Source organism: Achromobacter sp. MUI-25009338, from assembly GCF_057359325.1.
Map to the genome: position 1 here is coordinate 2,313,756 of NZ_CM170627.1, position 18,813 is coordinate 2,332,568.

Here is an 18,813-nt window from a genome sequence, read left to right on the forward strand (position 1 = left end):
CGATCCCCGAAGCCTTTTCGCGCCGTTACCTTGTGTGGGGCGGAGCTGCCGGCGCTCGGGCCGCGAACAAGAACTGTCAAGATTTGCATTGCTTTAACGTTGCAATTCCCGCCGCGCGATACCGTTGGGTTTTCGTTTTTGGGGAGTGGAAATGTATTCGCTATCGAAGCGTTGCGGCGCGGAATTCTTCGGCACGTTCTGGCTGGTGCTGGGCGGCTGCGGGGCGGCGGTGCTGGCCGCCGGTTTTCCCGAACTGGGCATAGGCTTCGCCGGCGTGGCGCTGGCTTTCGGCCTGACGGTGCTGACCATGGCGTTCGCCGTCGGCCATATTTCGGGCGGCCATTTCAATCCGGCGGTCACCGTCGGCCTGGTGGCGGGCGGCCGTTTTCCGGCCAGGGAAATCCTGCCTTATGTCATCGCGCAGGTGCTCGGCGCCATCGCGGCGGCCGCGGTGCTGGCCTGCATCGCCAGCGGCAAGCTGGGTTTCGACCTGAAGGGCAGCCATTTCGCGGCCAACGGCTATGACGCGTATTCGCCGGGCAAGTATTCGATGGCGTCGGCCCTGATTACCGAAATCGTCATGACCGCGGGCTTTCTGTTCGTGATCCTGGGCGCCACCAGCAAGCGGGCACCGGCCGGCTTCGCCGCCATTCCCATCGGCCTGGCGCTGACGCTGATCCACCTGATCAGCATTCCGGTGACCAACACGTCGGTCAATCCCGCCCGTTCCACCGGACCGGCGCTGTTCGTCGGCGGCTGGGCGCTGGAGCAGTTGTGGCTGTTCTGGGTGGCGCCCATCGTCGGCGCCATCATCGGCGTCATCGCCTACCGGCTGGTGAGCGATCCGGGCCAGGAGTAAGCGGCCGGCGTCCGGAGCGCCCGGACGCGGGCGATAATGGCACGCTTGCCGTCACCTCAAGCCTGCCATGACCGGACTTTCCATCGCCACCCATCTCACGCTGGCCATGCTGCTGGGCGCCGCCGTCGGCCTGGAGCGCCAGTGGCGCCAGAACTACGCCGGCGTCGTCACGCACGCGCTGGTCGCGCTGGGCGCGGCCGCCTACACCGCGCTGCCGGCGCTGCTGGACGCAGGCAGCGACATGCGCCTGGGCAGCCAGGTGGTGACCGGCATCGGTTTCCTGGGCGCGGGCCTCATCATGCGCGACGGACTCACCATCCGCGGCCTGAGCGCCGCGGCCACCATCTGGGCCACCGGCGCCGTCGGCGTGCTGGCGGGCTACGGCTTTCTGGCCGAGTCCGGCGCGGTGGCGGCCCTGATCCTGGTCACCAACGTCGTGCTGCGCGGCGGCGCCAGGCTGGTCGACCGCTACGTGCCCGAGGCGGAAACCGAGGAACGCTACTACAACATCGCGCTGACCTGCGCGTCGGCCGACGAAGCCCTGGTGCGCGCCGAACTGCTCAACGCGCTGGGCAAGCACAGCCTGCGCTTGCGCGGCGTGGAAAGCCAGCAGCGCGACGCCGGCCGCTCCGAGGTGACGGCCGTGGTCTATTCCATGCGCCAGGAAGACGAGCGCGTGGAAAAGCTGGTGGGCAGCCTGAGCCTGCTGCCGCAGACCTACTCGGCCAGCTGGACTTCCGACACCGGCAACGCCTGAGCCGCGCCGGCCAAGGTTGTACATTACGCACTATCACCCGCTACATCTCTACAGGATTCACCCGCCATGACCGCGCCGCAAGTCGTCATTTCCCCTTCCATCAACTGCGCCAACGATCTGCCCTTCGTGCTGTTCGGCGGCATCAATGTGCTGGAATCCCGGGAGCTGGCGCTGCGCGCCTGCGAGGAATACCAGCGCGTGACGCGCAAGCTGGGCATCCCCTACGTATTCAAGGCGTCCTTCGACAAGGCCAACCGTTCCTCGATCCATTCCTACCGCGGTCCGGGGCTGGAAGAGGGCATGCGCATTTTCGAAGAGGTCAAGCAGACCTTCGGCGTGCCGGTCATCACCGACGTGCACGAGCCCTGGCAGGCCGCGCCGGTGGCCGAGGTCGCCGACATCCTGCAGCTGCCGGCCTTCCTGGCCCGGCAGACCGACCTGGTGGTGGCGCTGGCTAAGACGCAGCGCGTGGTCAACATCAAGAAGCCGCAGTTCCTCAGCCCGACCCAGATGCTGAACATCGTGGAAAAATTTACCGAGGCCGGCAACGACAAGCTGATCCTGTGCGACCGCGGCACCTGCTTCGGCTACGACAACCTGGTGGTGGACATGCTGGGCTTCGGCGTCATGAAAAAGGTGACCGGCAACCGCCCGCTGATTTTCGACGTGACCCACGCGCTGCAGCAGCGTTCGGCGCTGGATGCGGCCTCGGGCGGACGCCGCGAGCAGGTCGCCGAACTGGCGCGCGCCGGCATGGCGGTCGGGCTGGCGGGTCTGTTCCTGGAGGCGCATCCCGATCCCAGGAACGCGAAATGCGACGGCCCCAGCGCATTGCCCCTGGACAAGCTGGAGCCCTTCCTCACCCAGCTGAAGATGCTGGACGACCTGGTGAAATCCTTTGCCCCGATCGACATCGAACCCTGAGCCCGGCGGCCGTCATGGCCGCGCCAAGTTGTTATACGATCCTGGCCACGTTCTATCAGGGAGGCCCGGATGTCTTTGTATGTAATCGTCGCCGTCCGCAAGGAGCCCGTCAGCGGGCATGTGGCCTATGTGCGCTGGGGGCAGGCCGAGCGCGGCGTGCCCGGCTGGGTCACCGAGCCGGTGACGGCGGCGGCTTCGGAAGTCATCGAACTCATCAAGGACGGCGCCCAGGTCGAAACCGCCATGAGCCTGGACGGCATGAGCGTGGCCTCGCGTCCGGTGCGCGTGCTGGTCGACGATGACGGACGCGAGCATCTCGCGTCCGTGCCCGTGCCCAGCTCCACGCTGCACACGCTGTTCGACCTGCCGGAATTCTGAGCCGGCCGCTCAGCGCCGGCCCTGCGCGAAGTTCTGCAGCGCTTCGCCGGCCAGGCGGTAGCGCACCCATTCATCCTGCGGCAGCGCCCCGATCGAGCGGTAGAAATCGATGGCCGGCTCGTTCCAGTCCAGCACGCTCCATTCCAGCCGGCCGCAGCCGTTGGCCACCGCTTCCTGCGCCAGGTGGCGCAGCAGATCGCGTCCGGCGCCGATGCCGCGGTGTTCCGGCGTGACGTAGAGGTCTTCCAGGTAGATGCCGTTGCGGCCCAGCCAGGTCGAGTAGCTGTAGAAGTACACGGCGTAGCCGATCACCCTGCCGTCCAGCAGGCACATCAGCGCCTTGGCCGGCGCGCCCTCGGCGAACAGCGTGCGCCGCACGTCCTCGACGCTGGCGATCACCTCGTGGGCGGCGCGCTCATAGATGGCGAGTTCGGTGATGAAGGCATGGATCTGGGCCGCGTCCGTAGGGGCGGCGGGGCGGATTTCGAGAGTCACGGGATATTCCTGCTGTATTTCTGCTTTCAGGGACGCTTATCCTACCGCGAACCCCGGCCTCGGGATTTCCCTTACTTGCGTGGCGGGCGGCGGGGGGCGATTCTTGGGACGGATCTTGCCCGCGCGTCCGGATGGATACTACAGAGAGCGTTCTCTATGCCTGAGCCCGGCCCTGCCTCCGCCCATGCGCCAGCCGCCGGGCGCAAACGGCGTCGCCTGTCATGGATCTGGCTGGTGCCCATCATCGCGGCGGTCGGCGGCCTGTTGCTGGTGGTGCGCGTCTGGATGGAGGCGGGCCCCACCGCCACCATCGGCTTCCAGACCGCCGAAGGCCTGGAAGCCGGCAAGACGCAGGTGCGCTACAAAGAGGTCAATGTCGGCCTGGTCGAACGGGTGGCGCTCAACCCCGACCATTCCGGCGTCATCGTCACCATACGCCTCGACAAGGAAGCCGCCAGCCTGCTGCGCGAAGGCACCCGGTTCTGGGTGGTGCGCCCGCGCCTCGGCCTGAGCGGGGTGTCGGGGCTGGGCACCCTGTTGTCGGGCGCCTACATCGGCGTCGATCCCGCCAGCCGCCCGGACCCGAAGAATGATCGGCACACGCTGCAATCGACCTTCACAGGCCTGGAAATCCCGCCTGAGGTCACGCAGGACCGCGCCGGCAAGCGCTACACGCTCAAGGCCCGCGACCTGGGTTCGCTGGACGTGGGCTCGCCGGTCTACTACCGGCGCATACCGGTGGGGCAGGTGGTGGGCTACCAGCTCGACCGCACCGGCGAAGGCGTGGACGTGCAGGTGTTCATCGACGCGCCCAACGACGCCTACGTCAATGCGGCCACGCGCTTCTGGAACGCCAGCGGCGTGGACTTCAGCGTGGACGCGCGCGGCCTGCAGATGCGCTCGCAATCGCTGCTGTCGGTCATCGTGGGCGGCGTGGCCTTCGATACGATCGAGCAGCGCGAACGGGTGGTCACCAAGGCCGACGACGAATTCGTCATCTTCCCATCCGAGAGCGCCGCGCGGGCCCAGCCCGACGGCGTGCCGCTGCATATCCGCATGCGTTTCGACCAGTCGGTGCGCGGCCTGACGGTCGGCGCGCCCATCGACGCCTATGGCGCCACCATCGGACAGGTCGATTCCATCGGCCTGGAGCTGGACCGCGAGACCAACCAGTTCTATGCGATGGTCGGCGCCACGCTGTATCTCGAGCGCCTGGGCGCCAAGACCGTGGGCGAGATCCGCGAATACTCCGGGTCCTCGCTGGAGCATCCCAGCGGCAAGCTGCTGAGCGCCATGATCGAGCGCGGCATGCGCGCGCAGCTGCGCATCGGCAACCTGCTGACCGGCCAGCTGTACGTCGCGGTGGCGGTGTTTCCCGACGCCAAGCCGGTGGCGTTCAAGATGGAGCCCAGGCCGCTGATCCCCACCGTGCCGAACAACCTGGACCAGCTGCAGCAGCAGGTCAACAGCATCCTGGCCAAGCTGGAGCGGGTGCCGTTCGAGGCGCTGGGCACGGAACTCAACCAGTTGCTGCGCGGCACGGCCAGCCTGGTCAGGCGGCTGGACACCGGCCTGGCGCCGCAGGCACAGGCCGTGCTCAAGCAGGCCAGCCGTTCGCTGGCGGCGGTCGGCGGCGTGCTCAGTCCCGAGGGCGACCTGCCGGTCAGCGCCGGCACGGCCTTGCAGGAGCTGGCGCGCGCGGCCCGCTCGCTGCGGGAGCTGGCGGACTACCTGCAGGCCTATCCCGACGCGCTGCTGCGCGGCCGCGCGCCGGACGGCCAGGCCCAGCGCCAACCCGCCGCGCGCTGATCCCCGTCCGGGCATGGCGCTTGCTGACGGGGCGGGCGGCCCCTACGCCGGCGCTCATGGCGGCGGCGGGGCGTCCGAGAGGGTCAGAGCATGGATCATAGTGAAATGATGGCGCGCATGATCACGCAGCCCGTCGCGCCGGGCAGGTTCGACCATTGGGACGGGATACTGTCCGCCTACGCGGATTGCCTGATACAGGTGCAGGCCAAGCTGTCGGACGCCGACCTCAAGCGTTTCCTGGACGTGGGGGCGCTGGTGTTCCGCAGCTGCTGCCAGGAAGAGGCGCGGCAGCGCTGGACCGCCGAGGAACTGGCGCTGTATCACCGCAAGCCGCCGCAGGACGCCTGACCTCAGAACAGGCAATGGCGCAGGGCGAACTTGCGTCCGAAGGCGCGGACTTCGTCGCCGTCGACCGAGGCCGTCACGTCCCAGCGGCCGCCCCGGGTGATCAGGATGGAGCGGCTGGCGCACGCATGGCGCAGCGCGAATCTCCAGAAGTCGGCCTCGGAGCCCAGCGGCTCCAGGTCGTGGGGGCCGATCAGCAGCCTGGCGGGCCGCGGCGTGGCGCCCAGCGTCCATCGCAGCGCGATCCCCAGGAACGCGAAACGCGCGGAGAACGACGATGGCTGCACGCACAGCACGCGGATTCCATTGTTCATGGCCGGTACCCTCCAGGTAGGAGCAGCGTAGCAAACCCGCCCGCGCGCTTCCATACCGCCTTTGGGGGACCGGCCCGCTAGCGCCGGTGCACGATCCGCGCCTGCAGCAGCAGGGCCGCGGCGGGCGCCAGCGCGAACGCGCCGAACAGCCATTGCGCGGCGCGCTGCGCGCCAGTGACGCCGCCCGGATCGGCCAGGCCCGCGCTGTTGGCGATGACGCCGGCCAGCGCCGCGGTCAAGGCCGTGGCGTACAACTGCACCGTGGTGATGGACGAGGAGGTCAGGGTCTCCTCGCCGGGCGGCGCCGCCTTGAAGATGCGGGTCAGCAGATGCGGCCAGCTCAGGCCGATGCCGAAGCCGACCCCGGCCAGCGCCAGCACGTAGACGGCCAGCCCCGCTTGCGACTGCAACAGCGCCGTGCGCGGCGTCATGACGGCCAGTGCGGCCAGCGCGGCCAGGATGACGGCCGGGCTCAGGCGCACCAGGAAGTCGGCGGCCGGCCCGCTGCGGGTCGAGCTGGGCATGGCGGCCAGCGTCCAGCCCGCCGCCATCGCGGCCGTCATGTAGCCGGCGGCCAGCGGCGACATGCCATGGATCACCTGCAGGAAGTACGGCACGAAGATCTCGGTGGTGATGGCCACCACCACCAGGCACATCAGCGCGTACAGCGCGCCCAGCGGCGAACCGATGCGGTAGGCGCCGGTGGGCAGCAGCCGTTTGGCGGCGCGCGTATCCACCGCCGCGATCAGCGCCGCGATCGCCAGCCCGGCGGCGATGCCCGCCAGGTTCCAGCCCAGGCTGGTGGACAGGCTGGCCGCGGTGATCGCCAGCACGCTGACCACCAGCAGGCCCAGCGTCGACCAGGGCAGCGACGTCGGCCTGGCCGGCCGCGAGGCGCTCCTGCCGCCCACCTTCAGCGCCACGATCAGGGCCAGCGCCGCCGCCGCGGGCAGCAGCGCCCAGAAGGCCAGCCGCCAGTGCCCGGCCTGCGCGAAGATGCCGCCGATGGCGGGGCCGCACAAGGTGGCCACTCCCCACATGCCGGACACCAGCGCCATGGCGCGCGACCACAGCGCCGGCTCGAACACCAGCCGGATCAGCGCGTAGCTGAGCGCGAACAGGATGCCGCCGCCCAGGCCCTGCACGCTGCGCCCGGCCAGCAGCCAGGGCATGGACGGCGCCAGCGCGCAGGCCGCCGATCCCACCGTGAACACCAGCACCGCCAGCAGGTACGCGGCGCGCGGCCCCAGCGCCTCGATCAGCCGGGCCGACAGCGCCGACCCGACGATGGACGTGACCACGAACAGCGTGGTGTTCCAGGCGTAGTACTCCAACCCGCCGATGTCCTGGATCACGCTGGGCAGGATGGTGGTGACGACATACACGTTGATGGCGTGCAGCGCCACGCCGCCGGCCAGCGCAATGGAGCGCAGCGCGTTGCTTCCGCGCAGCAGCGCCGCCCAGGAGGCGCCTGTGACCCGGGGCGTGCCGGAGGGGGTGCGGGTGTTCACGCGGTCTGTCCGCCTTGCATGAAAATGATTGAACGGAAAATCGATGGGGGCCGATGGTATGCGCGTCGCCGGCCGGCCGCAAATCGCGGGCGCGGCAAGGGCCGCATGGCCTGCGCGCGGCGGCGTCGGGACCCGGGCAGATAGAATGGCGGGACCCGAGTGTCCCAGGAGCAGGCCATGTCCCGAACCGTCGTCAATCCCGATACCGTATTCGACTCCGTGCAGTACGGCTTCAGCCAGGCCGTGATCGTGACCGGCCAGCGCCGCATGCTGCTGTCGGGCCAGGTGGGCGTCGACGCCCAGGCGCGCACGGTGAGCCCCGGCCTGCAGGGGCAGACCGAGGCCGCGCTCGACAATGTCGAGCGCGTGCTGGCCGCCGCGGGCGGCAGGCTGGATCAGGTCATCATGCTGCGCATCTACATCTGCGAGACGGTGCGCGAGGATCAGGAGGTGATCGCCCAGGCGCTGCGCGACCGTTTCCCTCAGGACCCGCCGCCGTCGTCCTGGATCATCGTCAGCGGCCTGTCGCTGCCGGAATGGCTGGTCGAGATCGAAGCCGAAGCCATGCTGGACTGACGCGGCCTAAACCTGGGCGCGCCACGGCGGCGTGGCGAAGGCCGCCCGCAGGTGTGCGAGGAATCCGGCGGTGCGCGCGGCCAGTTCCTGGCGCGATTTCACCAGGGCCACCACGTTGGCCTGCGGCAGGGCCCAGCCGGCCAGCAGCGGCACCAGCCGGCGCGCCTGCAGGTGCGCCGCCACGTCCCATTCCGAACGCACGATGATGCCGTGCCCGGCCAGCGCCCACTCCACCGCGGTTTCGCCGGCGTTGCTCGACAGCACCGGCGCGATGCGCACGCCGACCGCTGCGCCGCGCCCCTGCCTGAAGCGCCACAGCGTCACGTCCTCGTCGTTTTCGCGCAGCGCGATGCAATCGTGCGCGCGCAGGTCTTCCGGCTTGGCGGGCGCGCCGCGGCGCGCCAGGTAGGCGGGAGCGGCGCATAGCAGGCGGCGGTTGGGCGCCAGCGGATGGGCCACCAGCGTCGAATCGCGCAGTTCGCCGATATGGACCATGACGTCCCAGTCGTCGGCGGCGAGCCGGGGCGGGCCGTCCGACAGCGTGAGGCTGGCGGTGAGGTTCTCGCTGCGCTCGCGGAATTGCGCCACCAGCCCGGCGACGTAGCGCTGGCCGAAGCCCAGCGGGGCGACCACGCGCAGATGGCCCGCCACCACGCCGCGCCGGCCCGCCAGTTCGTCGGCCAGGTCGCCCAGTTCCGCGCAGATCTGCTCGGCCCGCAAGGCCAGCAGCCGGCCCTCGTCGGTCAGCGCCGTGCCGCGCCCGGAGCGGTTGACCAGCCTGACGCCCAGGCGCTTTTCCAGCGCATGCAGGCGCTGCGTGACGGCCGGCGGGGTCACGTCCATCATGCGGGCCGCCTCGGCCAGCGAGCGGGTCGCCGCCAGGCTCAGGAAAAAGCGCAGGTCGTCGGTGGTAATCATTCAGTGTCACGTTAATGGATGATTAAGTCGATATTAAACACGGGAGGGCGCCGCCGCGCCATACTGGCAGGCATTCCAATCCGCCATGCCGAGACGCCCATGACCGCCGCCGCCCCATCCACCGTGGACTCCCTGGACACCCCGTGCCTGCTGCTCGACGAGACCCGCATGGCGCGCAACATCGAGCGCCTGAACGCCTTGATGGCCGGTCATGGCGTGCAGTTGCGCCCGCACCTCAAGACGCCCAAGTCCATCGAGGTCGCGCGCCGGCTGATGTCCACGCCGCAAGGCCCGGCCGCGGTGTCGACGTTGCAGGAGGCCGAGCAGTTCGCCGCCGCCGGCGTCACCGATCTGCTGTACGCCGTCGGCGTCTCGCCGGCGAAACTGGACCGCGTGCTGGCGCTGCGCCGCCGCGGCGTCGATCTGACCGTGGTGGTCGACAGCATCGAGGCGGCGCAGGCCGTGGCGCGCCGCGCCCGCGACGCCGGCGACCCCATTCCCGCGCTGATCGAGATCGATTGCGACGGCCACCGCGCCGGCGTGCAGCCCGGCAATACCGAGCAGCTGCTGGCCATCGCCAGGACGCTGCATGAGCAGGGCGCCTGCCTGCGGGGCGTGATGACCCATGCGGGCGAATCCTATGGCTGCGACAGCATCGAGGCCATCGCCGACATGGCCGAGCAGGAAAGGCAGGCCGCCGTCAGTTGCGCCGAGGCCATCCGCAAGGCCGGCCTGCCGTGCCCGGTGGTCAGCGTGGGCTCCACGCCCACGGCGCATTTCGCGCGCAGCCTGGACGGCGTGACCGAGGTGCGCGCCGGCGTATACGTGTTCTTCGACCTGGTGATGGCGGGCCTGGGCGTGTGCGAGGTCGACGACATCGCGGCCACCGTATTGACCACAGTGATCGGCCATCAGCCCGACAAGGGCTGGATACTGGTGGACGCCGGGTGGATGGCCATGTCGCGCGACCGCGGAACCGCCAGGCAGCGCGTCGATCAGCTGTACGGGCTTGTCTGCGACGCCTCCGGCAAGGTCTATCCCGATCTGCTGCTGGCCGAGACCAACCAGGAGCAGGGCATCATCAAGGTGCGTCCCGGCAGCGCAGCGGCCCTGCCGGACCTGCCGCTGGGCGCCAAATTGCGGATCGTGCCCAACCATGCCTGCGCCACCTGCGCCCAGCACGACGCGTATGAAGTCGTGCGCGACGGCTCGCCCGAGGTGGTGGCGCACTGGGAACGCTTCCGCGGCTGGTAGGGCGGCGCGGGGGCGCGCCTATAATGCGTGCGCCTCAATGCCTTCGGGGAGATGGTTCGCATGCAGTACGAATATCTGTTCTGGTCCATGGCCGCGGTGGTGGCGGCGGCGCTGGCCGGCGGTGCGCTGTGCGGCCGCCTGGGTTCCGTCAAGCATGCGCTCGCGGGTGTCGCCGCGCTGGCGGCGGCCGTGTTCGTGGCGGTGTTCGTGCTGTCGCGCCGCGGCGGCTTCAGCGATCTGTCGGTGATGCTGTCGATCGCCGCCTTCATGTTCAGCCTGGTGATCGGCGCCGCCGCGTCGCTGCTCACGCGGCGCATTCTGCGGCGCCGCTGAGCCTGCCGGCGCCTCATTCCTCGGCGTCGAAATCCTCGTCTTCGTCTTCCTCGTCCTGCTCCAGGGCGTCATAGCCCTTCCAGGTGATGCGCCAGCGCGTCGCGCCCGCATTGGCGGCGGTTTCGCTGACCTGCTTGACCAGGCCTGCATCCTCGAGCAGGTCGAGATGATGCGCGACCAGCTGCAGGGCTTGTTCTTCGGGATGCGGCGCCAGGGCCGCGTTCTTGATGTCGTGCGTGCTCAGGTTGGGGCCCGGCGCGTCGCGCAGGGCGCCCAGAATCGTGACGACCAGATCGAAATCGCGTTGCATGATGTCCACCATGTAGGGAAGGGATCAGTCCGACGATAGCAGAGTTCGGCGGCGGCAATGCGACAGCGGCCGCGCCCGGGTTACAGTCCAGGCTTTCCGATAACCGACAGTGCATACACCATGAAAAAACCCGCAGAACGCGATTGCCTCGCGGTGGTCCCCGGCTATTCGGGCCAGGCCGCCAAGCTGTTCCTGTCGCGCGGCGACGACGAACGGATCGACGGCGTGACCGTGTTCGACCTGCTGGGCCACGTCAAGCAGCAGGGCAGCGCCGAGGCGGCCGCCGCCTGGATCGGCGACTGGCTCGCGCAGGATGCCGGCAACCGCAAGGCCCGCCGCACCCAGCTGCAGGCGCAGTTGTTCGTCTGCAAGCTGGCGGACGATGAAAAGTCCGCATTCCTGGCCGCCCAGAAGCCGCTGCGCGATGCGCTGGCCGCCGCAGGCGTGCAATGCCGCAACGTGGCGGCCACCTCGGGCGCGGCACGCCGCTCGCTCGGTCCGAATGTCAGGAAGCCCTAGCCCAAGGCTGTTATAGTCGCGCCTGGGCGTGCGTGTGCACCCGCGAGGTGCGTGCCCGGGCGGGCCTGTCCCGCGAATTTAGGAAGATGGAACATGGAAATTGTAAGTCGGCAGGTTGCCGACGTGGCGGGCGGCGTTGAGCTGCACACCACGCTGGACGGCGAAAGCATCAGCGTCTACGTGGTCGTGGGCGTGACCGATCTGAATGCGATCGCAGACATTGTGCCGCGCGCAAAAGTCGATGCGGGGGCGGATATACACGCCGCGAATGTCGACAATGTTGATAATGCGCAAGAACAAATCGACCAGGTCCTGGAAAATATGAATCCCGGCGACGTGGCGGTTTTCCTTTGCTCGGGTCCCGATGCTTTTGGCGCGGCACTCGATTTGTTGGGTTTACCTATCGACGAGTAAGCCTGGCGGCAAACCAAAGTGCTAGTCCAAACGGCGTATGCAGGGTGTGCGCAGGTGGGGACGGCATTTATATAAGCCTTGATTGTTTTTTTATGATGTATGGGTGTTTACACCTATGCAGGACCTCTTATTGCCTATGAATTCGTGTGTATTTTGTGCGCCGTTTCCCTTTGTTGCATTATTGGCACGCAATTTTTAGGATTATGTTGACTTATGAGGGGAACCTAACGATAGTGTCGGCACACGATCACAAGCGTTGCGATTTTCGTTCAGTGCCGTGCCTTTTCCGGCTCAGCGTTATTGTTCTACTGTCCCCTCCTTGATTGATTCGTGACCTCCGGGCATTTGCCCATTATCTCTAGGAAATACAGTATGGAAACCGGCGTCGTTAAGTGGTTCAACTCGGAAAAGGGCTATGGCTTCATCACTCCGGAAGCGGGTGGCAAGGATCTGTTCGCCCACTTCTCCGAAATTCAGGGTACGGGCTTCAAGTCCCTGGAAGAGAACCAGCGCGTCAGCTTTGTGACGGCCAATGGCCCCAAGGGCCCGCAAGCCACGAAAATCCAGGTCCTGTAAGGTCCTGAGTTTTTCGAAGAAGCCCCGCTAGCGGGGCTTTTTTGTTTTTCGGCCGCAGCCCCGGCGCCGCGGGCGCGTTATTCTCTGGCTATTCCCACCGCTGCCAATCAAGCAGGATCGCGCCCACATGACCGAATCCACCGCCACGCCGCTCGCCATCCGACCGCAGGACGTCGTTTCCTTCTGGGTCGATGCCGGGCCGCAAAAATGGTTCAGCAAGAATCCCGAGTTCGACGCCGAGTTCCGCGTCCGTTTCGAGGACGCGCACCGCGAGGCGGCCGCGCGCCGGCTGGACGGCTGGCTGGATGACGCCACCGGCGCGCTGGCGCTGATGATCCTGCTGGACCAGTTCCCCCGCAACGCCTATCGGGACACGGCGCACATGTACGCCACCGATCCTCTGGCCCAATACTTCGCCGAGCGCGCCATCGCGGCCGGCCACGACCTGGCCGTCGACCGGCAGCTGCGCCCGTTTTTCTACCTGCCGTTCGAGCATGCCGAAAACCTGGCGGCGCAGAACCGCGCCGTCGCGCTGATGGAGCCGGTGGACGCGGATTCGCTGCATTGGGCGGTCCTGCATCGCGACATCATCAAGCGTTTCGGACGCTTTCCGCATCGCAACGGCGCGCTCGGCCGGCAGACTACGCAGGCCGAACAGGAGTTCCTGGACGCCGGCGGATTCGCGGGCTAGCCACTTGGTATCTTTATGTTTCCTGACGTGGCAACTTGAAAAATAAACCGGTGCGCGCATTTGTTTGACGATTTTCGAGGTTCGCCAATACACTGGGTTCAGCGAGATTTTCAAGCGACGCGGTTTGCGTTTCTCTTGTCGCCGTCAGTGGTGCAGCGGTTGTTTCCTCTCCCATCCTTGATGATCTGGCGCCCCGCGAGCAATCGCTTTTCATAGGTCAAGGACACTCCATGGCAACCGGCATCGTTAAGTGGTTCAACGCCGAAAAGGGTTATGGCTTCATCATGCCCGACGACGGCAGCAAGGATCTTTTCGCGCACTACTCCGAGATCCGCAGCGAAGGCTACAAGTCGCTGCAGGAAAACCAGCGCGTCACCTTCGACGTGGGCACCGGGCCCAAGGGGCCCAGTGCGAAGAACATCAAGGTCGCGGCCTGATCTCAGCGGCCGCATGAAAAAACCCCACGCGCATGCGTGGGGTTTTTTTTCGCCTCCGCGTAGCCGCGGCGCCGTCAGTGCTTGGCGTGGCTGGCGGGCGTGGAGAGCTTGTCGACCAGCGCGATGCCCAGCGCCGAGAAGATGAACAGGGCATGGATGATGGTCTGCCACATGACGCCGGCTTCGGTGAAGCGCGCGTTGGCCGTGCCCAGCGTACCGGCCTCGATGAAGGTGCGCAGCAGGTGGATCGACGAGATGCCGATGATGGCCATGGCCAGCTTGACCTTGAGCACGCTGGCGTTGACATGGCTGAGCCACTCCGGCTGGTCGGGATGGCCTTGCAGGCGCAGCCGCGAGACGAAGGTCTCGTAGCCGCCGACGATCACCATCACCAGCAGGTTCGAGATCATGACCACGTCGATCAGGCCCAGCACCAGCAGCATGATCTCCATCTCGCCGAAGCTGGTGGCGTGCGTGAGCAGGTGCCACAGCTCCTTCAGAAACAGCATGACGTAGACGCCTTGCGCCACGATCAGGCCCAGGTACAGCGGCAGCTGCAGCCAGCGGGAACTGAAGATCAGGCCGGGCAGCAGGCCCAGGCGGGGAGGGGAGTTATGAATCATGTTGGGTGCGAGCCGTAGATGTGTGCGAAAAAAGCGGGCGCAATTCTATCAACGGCATGTGGCGGCGTGCATCCGTTTTCATGACGGCGGGCCACGGCCGATAGCACGATTGCCCGCCGTCTGCCGGGGTTTTATGTAAGAAAAACTGGCATTTGCGAAACTGTGTGCCGAAACGTTCGGAGCACATTGGCCATATATAGAATTGCCGCCTCGTTGGCATAGAGCCACTCAAGAGGAGTTTGTTCCCATGAAGATCCGCTACACCGTGGCCGCGTTGGCCGTCGCGCTTGCCCCTTATTCCGCCTCGCATGCGCTGGACATCGGCGGACTGGTCGGCGCCGGCAGCAAGGTCGTGCAGGCCGCCACGTTGAGCGACGCCGAAATCAAGACGCTTTCGGACAAGTCGTGCGCCCAGAGCGATTCGCAGGAGAAGATCGCCGCGCCCGGCAGCAAGTACGACGCCCGCCTGCAGAAGATCGCCAAGGCGCTGGGCGGCACGGTCAACGGCCAGAAGGCCAGCTACAAGGTCTACATCACCAAGGACGTGAACGCCTGGGCCATGGCCAACGGCTGCATCCGCGTCTACAGCGGCCTGATGGACATGATGACCGACGACGAAGTGATGGGCGTGGTCGGCCACGAAATCGGCCACGTGGCGCTGGGCCACAGCAAGAAGGCCATGCAGACCGCCTACACGGTTTCGGCCGCGCGCGACGCCGCCGGCGCGGCGGGCGGCGCGACGGTCGCCGCCCTCAGCTCGTCGCAGCTGGGCGACCTGACCGAGAAGTTCATCAACGCGCAGTTCTCGCAATCGCAGGAAAGCGCCGCCGACGACTACTCGTTCGACCTGCTGCAGTCCAAGAAGCAGAACACCCGCGGCCTGGTGACCGCGTTCCAGAAGCTGGCCGAACTGGACGGCGGCAAGAGCGATATGATGAGCTCGCATCCATCCTCGGCCAAGCGCGCGCAGCACATCGAAGAGCGCATCGCCAAGGCCAAGTAAGGCGCCGGCAGGCGCTTTTCCGCCCCATGCGGAGTGGAAAACGGGGCGCGAGTATCCGGACTTATCCGGGTGCTCGCGCCTCTTTGCGTCAGCGGTCCGGAACTTTCCGGTAAAATGGCGTGTTTATCCGCCCGTTATCTCTTATCTCTCGGAATATAGGTCTTTTAATGCAGCCTGTGGTTGAAACCCTCTCCGGCCTGGAGCGCCGTGTTGATCTGGCCGTCTCGGTGGCCGACGTCGAAAAGGAAGTCCAGGCGCAATTGAAGCGCGTGGCCCGGACCGCCAAGGTCCCCGGCTTCCGTCCGGGCAAGGCCCCGCTCGCCATGCTCGAGCGCAGCCATGGCCCCGGCATCCGCTACGACGTGATCAATAGCCAAGTCGGCCGTGCCTTCGAGCAGGCCGTGGACGGCGCCAAACTGCGCGTCGCCGGCGCCCCGAACCTCGAACCCAAGACCGAAGGCGTCGCCGACGACACGCTGGCGTTCACCGCCACGTTCGAGGTCTACCCCGAAGTCGCCGTGCCCGACCTGTCGGCGCTGGCCGTCACCCGTTACGAAACCGCCGTCACCGACGCCGAAGTCGAAAAGACCCTGGACGTCCTGCGCAAGCAGCGCGCCACGTTCGAAGCCCGCGAAGGCCGTGCCGCCGCCGACGGCGACCGCATCACGCTGGACTTCGCCGGCACCATCGACGGCGTGCCGTTCGAAGGCGGCAAGGCCGAAGACTTCCCCTTCGTGCTGGGCCAGGGCCGCATGCTGCCCGAGTTCGAAGAAGCCGCGCGCGGCCTGAAGGCCGGTGACACCAAGGTCTTCCCGCTCAAGTTCCCCGATGACTACCAGGGCAAGGAAGTCGCCGGCAAGACCGCCGAATTCACGATCACCGTGAAGGAAGTGGCCGAAGGCGTGCTGCCCGAACTCAACGGCGAATTCGCCAAGTCCCTCGGCCAGCCCGAAGGCGACCTGGAAAAGCTCAAGGCCGACATCCGCAGCAACATCGAACGCGAAGTCAAGGTGCGCTCGCAAGGCCGCACCAAGTCCAGCGTGATGGACGCCCTGGTCGAAGCCGGCAAGTTCGACGTGCCGAAGGCCCTGGTCGACAACGACGTGCAAGGCCGCGTGGCCGCCGCCCGCGAAGAACTGAAGCAGCGCGGCATCCCCAACGCCGAGTCCGTGCCGATCCCGGCCGAAGCCTTCACGACCGAATCCGAGCGTCGCGTCCGCCTGGGCCTGCTGGTCTCGGAACTGGTCAAGCAAGCCCAGCTGCAGGCCAAGCCCGAGCAGGTGCGCGCGCGCATCGAAGAGTTCGCCCAGAACTACGAACAACCCGCCCAGGTTGTCAGCTATTACCTGGCCGACCGCCAGCGTCGTGCTGAAATCGAGGCGATCGTGCTGGAAGACAATGTCGTCGCGCACGTGCTGGAAAAGGCCAAGGTCACCGAAGAGAAGGTGCCTTTCGATCAGTTGATGGGGATGGCGTAACACTATGCAGAGATTCACCGATTTCTATGCGGCAATGAACGGCGGGTCGTCGGTGACCCCTACCGGCCTGGGCTACATTCCCATGGTGATCGAGCAGTCGGGGCGCGGCGAGCGCGCCTACGACATCTATTCGCGTCTGCTCCGCGAGCGGCTCATTTTCCTGGTGGGACCGGTCAACGACGCCACGGCCAACCTGGTCGTCGCGCAGTTGCTGTTCCTGGAATCGGAGAATCCTGACAAGGACATTTCCCTGTACATCAACTCGCCCGGCGGGTCGGTGTACGCGGGCATGGCCATCTACGACACGATGCAGTTCGTCAAGCCGGACGTGTCCACGCTGTGCACCGGTCTGGCGGCCAGCATGGGCGCGTTCCTGCTGGCGGCGGGCAAGAAGGGCAAGCGTTTCACGCTGCCCAACTCCCGCATCATGATCCACCAGCCCTCGGGCGGCGCCCAGGGGCAGGCCTCGGACATCCAGATCCAGGCCCGCGAAATCCTGGACCTGCGCGAGCGCCTGAACCGCATCCTGGCCGACAATACCGGCCAGACGATGGAGCGCATCGGCATAGACACGGAGCGTGACAACTTCATGTCGGCCGAAGATGCGGTATCGTATGGACTGGTGGACAAGGTAATGAGCTCCCGCACGGAAGGCTGACTTCCCGGTTGATATTCGAACCCGCTGCCACCATATTTGAGTAAGCGCATGCGCCAGACCTTCGCTGGGCTGGCGCATCTTTACCTGAGATACGAAAGAAATATGCCTGAAAAAAAGGGATCGGCAGACGCAAAAGTGCTGCATTGCTCGTTTTGCAATAAAAGCCAGCATGAAGTCCGCAAGCTGATCGCGGGTCCGTCGGTATTCATCTGCGATGAATGCATAGATCTGTGCAACGACATCATCCGCGAAGAGGCGCAGGCCACCGCGCGCGCGGCGATTCGTTCCGAGCTGCCCACTCCGGCTGAAATCAAGACCTTCCTCGACCAGTACGTGATCGGGCAGAATTCGCCCAAGCGCATGCTGGCGGTGGCGGTCTACAACCACTACAAGCGCATCCGCCACGGCGAGATCAAGGGCGACGAGGTCGAGCTCTCCAAGAGCAACATCATGCTGATCGGCCCCACCGGGTCGGGCAAGACGCTGCTGGCCCAGACGCTGGCGCGCATGCTGAACGTGCCCTTCGTCATGGCCGACGCCACCACGCTGACCGAAGCCGGTTACGTGGGCGAAGACGTCGAGAACATCATTCAGAAGTTGCTGCAGAACTGCAACTACGAAGTGGAAAAGGCGCAGCGCGCCATCATCTACATCGATGAAATCGACAAGATCTCGCGCAAGTCGGACAACCCGTCCATCACCCGCGACGTGTCGGGCGAGGGCGTGCAGCAGGCCCTGCTCAAGCTGATCGAAGGCACGGTCGCCTCGGTGCCGCCGCAGGGCGGGCGCAAGCACCCCAACCAGGACTTCGTCCAGGTCGACACGACCAACATCCTGTTCATCGTCGGCGGCGCCTTCGACGGGCTGGAAAAGGTCATCCGCGACCGTACCGAGAAATCGGGCATCGGCTTCTCGGCCTCGGTGCGCGCCAAGTCCGAACGCGGCGTGGGCGAGCTGTTCTCCGAAGTCGAGCCGGAAGACCTGATCAAGTTCGGCCTCATCCCCGAGCTGGTCGGCCGCCTGCCGGTGGTCGCCACGCTGGACGAGCTGGACGAGGCCGCGCTGGTGCAGATCCTCACCGAGCCCAAGAACGCCCTGCTCAAGCAGTTCCAGAAGCTGTTCGCCATGGAAGGCGCCGAGCTCGACGTGCGGCCCGCCGCCCTCAAGGCGATCGCCCGCAAGGCGCTGCGCCGCAAGACCGGCGCTCGCGGCCTGCGCTCCATCATCGAGCAGGCCCTGCTCGACACCATGTACGACCTGCCTTCCCAGGGCAACGTCAAGCGCGTGGTGCTGGACGAAGGCGCCATCGACGGAGACGGCAAGCCCTTGCTGATCTACGCCGACGAAGCCGCCGCGACGGACAAGCCGGAGCGGGGAGAAGTCAGGGACGCCGCGGCCTGATATTTCAAAAAAGCCCGTTCTCGTAACGGGTTTTTTTGTCTCCAGGCGTACCGTCGGGGGAAATCCGCTTTTCTCCCGGCCCTGTCCCCTGCATACTGAAGGTGCCCCCGCGGGGTTTTTTTAACCTTTGGGCTATCGAGGCGCCGAGATCTTGAATTTTCGGCTATTGTTCCCATAACAGACGTAACTGACGTGCTTGGTCCGAAAATCGGGCCAACCGTCCCCGATAC

At 66.4% G+C, this 18,813-nt stretch carries 24 protein-coding genes; 18 read left to right on the plus strand and 6 right to left on the minus strand.

Features of this window, described 5'->3' with window-relative positions:
- The first annotated feature begins 151 nt into the window (after window positions 1-151).
- The 4 genes from aqpZ (at window position 152) to AC1IQ6_RS11075 (ending at window position 2,918) form a co-directional block, all read left to right on the plus strand.
- Window positions 152-859 carry an aquaporin Z gene (gene aqpZ / locus AC1IQ6_RS11060; RefSeq protein ID WP_485866318.1) on the plus strand — a complete coding sequence of 236 codons (708 nt, stop codon included), beginning with the start codon at window positions 152-154 and terminating at the stop codon, window positions 857-859.
- A 67-nt stretch (window positions 860-926) separates the two neighbouring features.
- A complete protein-coding gene (locus AC1IQ6_RS11065; RefSeq protein WP_102772112.1) occupies window positions 927-1,616 on the plus strand; it encodes an MgtC/SapB family protein in 690 nt (229 codons plus the stop codon).
- 66 nt (window positions 1,617-1,682) lie between these two features.
- The gene (gene kdsA, locus AC1IQ6_RS11070) at window positions 1,683-2,540 is read left to right on the plus strand and encodes a 3-deoxy-8-phosphooctulonate synthase (protein ID WP_102772111.1); all 858 of its coding nucleotides are present in this window, start codon (window positions 1,683-1,685) and stop codon (window positions 2,538-2,540) included.
- Between the two features lie 69 nt (window positions 2,541-2,609).
- Window positions 2,610-2,918, plus strand: coding sequence for a carbohydrate isomerase (locus AC1IQ6_RS11075; RefSeq protein WP_102772110.1), 309 nt, complete (start codon window positions 2,610-2,612; stop codon window positions 2,916-2,918).
- A 9-nt stretch (window positions 2,919-2,927) separates the two neighbouring features.
- Here the strand turns inward: AC1IQ6_RS11075 and AC1IQ6_RS11080 are convergent, their stop codons facing one another.
- Window positions 2,928-3,413 carry a GNAT family N-acetyltransferase gene (locus tag AC1IQ6_RS11080; protein ID WP_102772109.1) on the minus strand — a complete coding sequence of 162 codons (486 nt, stop codon included), beginning with the start codon at window positions 3,411-3,413 and terminating at the stop codon, window positions 2,928-2,930.
- A gap of 156 nt (window positions 3,414-3,569) precedes the next feature.
- Between AC1IQ6_RS11080 and AC1IQ6_RS11085 the strand changes: the two genes are divergently transcribed.
- Entirely contained in the window at window positions 3,570-5,222 is a 1,653-nt protein-coding gene (locus tag AC1IQ6_RS11085; RefSeq protein WP_485866319.1) for a PqiB family protein, read from the plus strand.
- A 90-nt stretch (window positions 5,223-5,312) separates the two neighbouring features.
- The gene (locus AC1IQ6_RS11090) at window positions 5,313-5,570 is read left to right on the plus strand and encodes a hypothetical protein (RefSeq protein ID WP_102772107.1); all 258 of its coding nucleotides are present in this window, start codon (window positions 5,313-5,315) and stop codon (window positions 5,568-5,570) included.
- Window positions 5,571-5,572: 2 nt separating this feature from the next.
- On the opposite strand, the gene AC1IQ6_RS11095 is transcribed toward AC1IQ6_RS11090, so the two are convergent.
- Window positions 5,573-5,881 carry a hypothetical protein gene (locus AC1IQ6_RS11095; protein ID WP_102772106.1) on the minus strand — a complete coding sequence of 103 codons (309 nt, stop codon included), beginning with the start codon at window positions 5,879-5,881 and terminating at the stop codon, window positions 5,573-5,575.
- 77 nt (window positions 5,882-5,958) lie between these two features.
- On the minus strand, window positions 5,959-7,392 hold the full coding sequence (locus AC1IQ6_RS11100) for an MFS transporter (RefSeq protein WP_485866320.1): 1,434 nt from the start codon (window positions 7,390-7,392) through the stop codon (window positions 5,959-5,961).
- 177 nt (window positions 7,393-7,569) lie between these two features.
- On the opposite strand from AC1IQ6_RS11100, the gene AC1IQ6_RS11105 reads away from it, so the two are divergent.
- Window positions 7,570-7,968: a RidA family protein gene (locus AC1IQ6_RS11105; protein ID WP_102772104.1), complete on the plus strand. Its 399-nt coding sequence runs from the start codon at window positions 7,570-7,572 to the stop codon at window positions 7,966-7,968.
- Between the two features lie 6 nt (window positions 7,969-7,974).
- Here the strand turns inward: AC1IQ6_RS11105 and AC1IQ6_RS11110 are convergent, their stop codons facing one another.
- Window positions 7,975-8,886 (minus strand): LysR family transcriptional regulator, encoded by a 912-nt coding sequence (locus tag AC1IQ6_RS11110; RefSeq protein WP_485866321.1) that lies wholly within the window; start codon window positions 8,884-8,886, stop codon window positions 7,975-7,977.
- Window positions 8,887-8,985: 99 nt separating this feature from the next.
- Here AC1IQ6_RS11110 and AC1IQ6_RS11115 point away from each other — a divergent pair, with 99 nt between their 5' ends.
- Both AC1IQ6_RS11115 and AC1IQ6_RS11120 read left to right on the plus strand, forming a co-directional pair.
- A complete protein-coding gene (locus AC1IQ6_RS11115) occupies window positions 8,986-10,140 on the plus strand; it encodes a DSD1 family PLP-dependent enzyme (protein WP_111824815.1) in 1,155 nt (384 codons plus the stop codon).
- Window positions 10,141-10,200: 60 nt separating this feature from the next.
- Window positions 10,201-10,473 carry a hypothetical protein gene (locus AC1IQ6_RS11120; protein ID WP_111824816.1) on the plus strand — a complete coding sequence of 91 codons (273 nt, stop codon included), beginning with the start codon at window positions 10,201-10,203 and terminating at the stop codon, window positions 10,471-10,473.
- Between the two features lie 13 nt (window positions 10,474-10,486).
- Here the strand turns inward: AC1IQ6_RS11120 and AC1IQ6_RS11125 are convergent, their stop codons facing one another.
- On the minus strand, window positions 10,487-10,783 hold the full coding sequence (locus AC1IQ6_RS11125) for a DUF2513 domain-containing protein (RefSeq protein WP_102772823.1): 297 nt from the start codon (window positions 10,781-10,783) through the stop codon (window positions 10,487-10,489).
- A gap of 120 nt (window positions 10,784-10,903) precedes the next feature.
- Here AC1IQ6_RS11125 and AC1IQ6_RS11130 point away from each other — a divergent pair, with 120 nt between their 5' ends.
- From AC1IQ6_RS11130 to AC1IQ6_RS11150, 5 genes are all read left to right on the plus strand, one after another.
- Window positions 10,904-11,302 (plus strand): hypothetical protein, encoded by a 399-nt coding sequence (locus tag AC1IQ6_RS11130; RefSeq protein WP_102772100.1) that lies wholly within the window; start codon window positions 10,904-10,906, stop codon window positions 11,300-11,302.
- Between the two features lie 93 nt (window positions 11,303-11,395).
- Window positions 11,396-11,716 carry a hypothetical protein gene (locus tag AC1IQ6_RS11135; RefSeq protein WP_102772099.1) on the plus strand — a complete coding sequence of 107 codons (321 nt, stop codon included), beginning with the start codon at window positions 11,396-11,398 and terminating at the stop codon, window positions 11,714-11,716.
- Window positions 11,717-12,088: 372 nt separating this feature from the next.
- Complete coding sequence (locus tag AC1IQ6_RS11140) at window positions 12,089-12,292, plus strand: cold-shock protein (protein WP_102772098.1); 204 nt, start codon at window positions 12,089-12,091, stop codon at window positions 12,290-12,292.
- A 127-nt stretch (window positions 12,293-12,419) separates the two neighbouring features.
- On the plus strand, window positions 12,420-12,983 hold the full coding sequence (locus AC1IQ6_RS11145) for a DUF924 family protein (protein ID WP_102772097.1): 564 nt from the start codon (window positions 12,420-12,422) through the stop codon (window positions 12,981-12,983).
- A 230-nt stretch (window positions 12,984-13,213) separates the two neighbouring features.
- The gene (locus AC1IQ6_RS11150) at window positions 13,214-13,420 is read left to right on the plus strand and encodes a cold-shock protein (RefSeq protein ID WP_042794090.1); all 207 of its coding nucleotides are present in this window, start codon (window positions 13,214-13,216) and stop codon (window positions 13,418-13,420) included.
- Between the two features lie 74 nt (window positions 13,421-13,494).
- Here AC1IQ6_RS11150 and AC1IQ6_RS11155 read toward each other — a convergent pair whose 3' ends face one another.
- Window positions 13,495-14,043, minus strand: coding sequence for a TIGR00645 family protein (locus AC1IQ6_RS11155; RefSeq protein ID WP_102772096.1), 549 nt, complete (start codon window positions 14,041-14,043; stop codon window positions 13,495-13,497).
- 247 nt (window positions 14,044-14,290) lie between these two features.
- Between AC1IQ6_RS11155 and loiP the strand changes: the two genes are divergently transcribed.
- The 4 genes from loiP to clpX all read left to right on the plus strand — a co-directional run bounded on the left by loiP (window position 14,291) and on the right by clpX (window position 18,583).
- Complete coding sequence (gene loiP, locus AC1IQ6_RS11160) at window positions 14,291-15,046, plus strand: metalloprotease LoiP (protein WP_102772095.1); 756 nt, start codon at window positions 14,291-14,293, stop codon at window positions 15,044-15,046.
- A 167-nt stretch (window positions 15,047-15,213) separates the two neighbouring features.
- Window positions 15,214-16,524: a trigger factor gene (gene tig, locus AC1IQ6_RS11165; RefSeq protein ID WP_102772094.1), complete on the plus strand. Its 1,311-nt coding sequence runs from the start codon at window positions 15,214-15,216 to the stop codon at window positions 16,522-16,524.
- A 4-nt stretch (window positions 16,525-16,528) separates the two neighbouring features.
- The gene (gene clpP, locus AC1IQ6_RS11170) at window positions 16,529-17,182 is read left to right on the plus strand and encodes an ATP-dependent Clp endopeptidase proteolytic subunit ClpP (RefSeq protein WP_102772093.1); all 654 of its coding nucleotides are present in this window, start codon (window positions 16,529-16,531) and stop codon (window positions 17,180-17,182) included.
- Window positions 17,183-17,284: 102 nt separating this feature from the next.
- Window positions 17,285-18,583, plus strand: coding sequence for an ATP-dependent Clp protease ATP-binding subunit ClpX (gene clpX / locus AC1IQ6_RS11175; protein WP_102772822.1), 1,299 nt, complete (start codon window positions 17,285-17,287; stop codon window positions 18,581-18,583).
- The last annotated feature ends 230 nt before the right edge of the window (window positions 18,584-18,813 follow it).

Bases quoted from the DNA above. Each gene is read 5' to 3' on its own strand.
- aqpZ (WP_485866318.1), top strand. From the start codon at position 152: ATGTATTCGCTATCGAAGCGTTGCGGCGCGGAATTCTTCGGCACGTTC.
- AC1IQ6_RS11065 (WP_102772112.1), top strand. From the start codon at position 927: ATGACCGGACTTTCCATCGCCACCCATCTCACGCTGGCCATGCTGCTG.
- kdsA (WP_102772111.1), top strand. From the start codon at position 1,683: ATGACCGCGCCGCAAGTCGTCATTTCCCCTTCCATCAACTGCGCCAAC.
- AC1IQ6_RS11075 (WP_102772110.1), top strand. From the start codon at position 2,610: ATGTCTTTGTATGTAATCGTCGCCGTCCGCAAGGAGCCCGTCAGCGGG.
- AC1IQ6_RS11085 (WP_485866319.1), top strand. From the start codon at position 3,570: ATGCCTGAGCCCGGCCCTGCCTCCGCCCATGCGCCAGCCGCCGGGCGC.
- AC1IQ6_RS11090 (WP_102772107.1), top strand. From the start codon at position 5,313: ATGGATCATAGTGAAATGATGGCGCGCATGATCACGCAGCCCGTCGCG.
- AC1IQ6_RS11095 (WP_102772106.1), bottom strand. From the start codon at position 5,881: ATGAACAATGGAATCCGCGTGCTGTGCGTGCAGCCATCGTCGTTCTCC.
- AC1IQ6_RS11105 (WP_102772104.1), top strand. From the start codon at position 7,570: ATGTCCCGAACCGTCGTCAATCCCGATACCGTATTCGACTCCGTGCAG.
- AC1IQ6_RS11110 (WP_485866321.1), bottom strand. From the start codon at position 8,886: ATGATTACCACCGACGACCTGCGCTTTTTCCTGAGCCTGGCGGCGACC.
- AC1IQ6_RS11115 (WP_111824815.1), top strand. From the start codon at position 8,986: ATGACCGCCGCCGCCCCATCCACCGTGGACTCCCTGGACACCCCGTGC.
- AC1IQ6_RS11120 (WP_111824816.1), top strand. From the start codon at position 10,201: ATGCAGTACGAATATCTGTTCTGGTCCATGGCCGCGGTGGTGGCGGCG.
- AC1IQ6_RS11125 (WP_102772823.1), bottom strand. From the start codon at position 10,783: ATGCAACGCGATTTCGATCTGGTCGTCACGATTCTGGGCGCCCTGCGC.
- AC1IQ6_RS11130 (WP_102772100.1), top strand. From the start codon at position 10,904: ATGAAAAAACCCGCAGAACGCGATTGCCTCGCGGTGGTCCCCGGCTAT.
- AC1IQ6_RS11135 (WP_102772099.1), top strand. From the start codon at position 11,396: ATGGAAATTGTAAGTCGGCAGGTTGCCGACGTGGCGGGCGGCGTTGAG.
- AC1IQ6_RS11140 (WP_102772098.1), top strand. From the start codon at position 12,089: ATGGAAACCGGCGTCGTTAAGTGGTTCAACTCGGAAAAGGGCTATGGC.
- AC1IQ6_RS11145 (WP_102772097.1), top strand. From the start codon at position 12,420: ATGACCGAATCCACCGCCACGCCGCTCGCCATCCGACCGCAGGACGTC.
- AC1IQ6_RS11150 (WP_042794090.1), top strand. From the start codon at position 13,214: ATGGCAACCGGCATCGTTAAGTGGTTCAACGCCGAAAAGGGTTATGGC.
- AC1IQ6_RS11155 (WP_102772096.1), bottom strand. From the start codon at position 14,043: ATGATTCATAACTCCCCTCCCCGCCTGGGCCTGCTGCCCGGCCTGATC.
- loiP (WP_102772095.1), top strand. From the start codon at position 14,291: ATGAAGATCCGCTACACCGTGGCCGCGTTGGCCGTCGCGCTTGCCCCT.
- tig (WP_102772094.1), top strand. From the start codon at position 15,214: ATGCAGCCTGTGGTTGAAACCCTCTCCGGCCTGGAGCGCCGTGTTGAT.
- clpP (WP_102772093.1), top strand. From the start codon at position 16,529: ATGCAGAGATTCACCGATTTCTATGCGGCAATGAACGGCGGGTCGTCG.
- clpX (WP_102772822.1), top strand. From the start codon at position 17,285: ATGCCTGAAAAAAAGGGATCGGCAGACGCAAAAGTGCTGCATTGCTCG.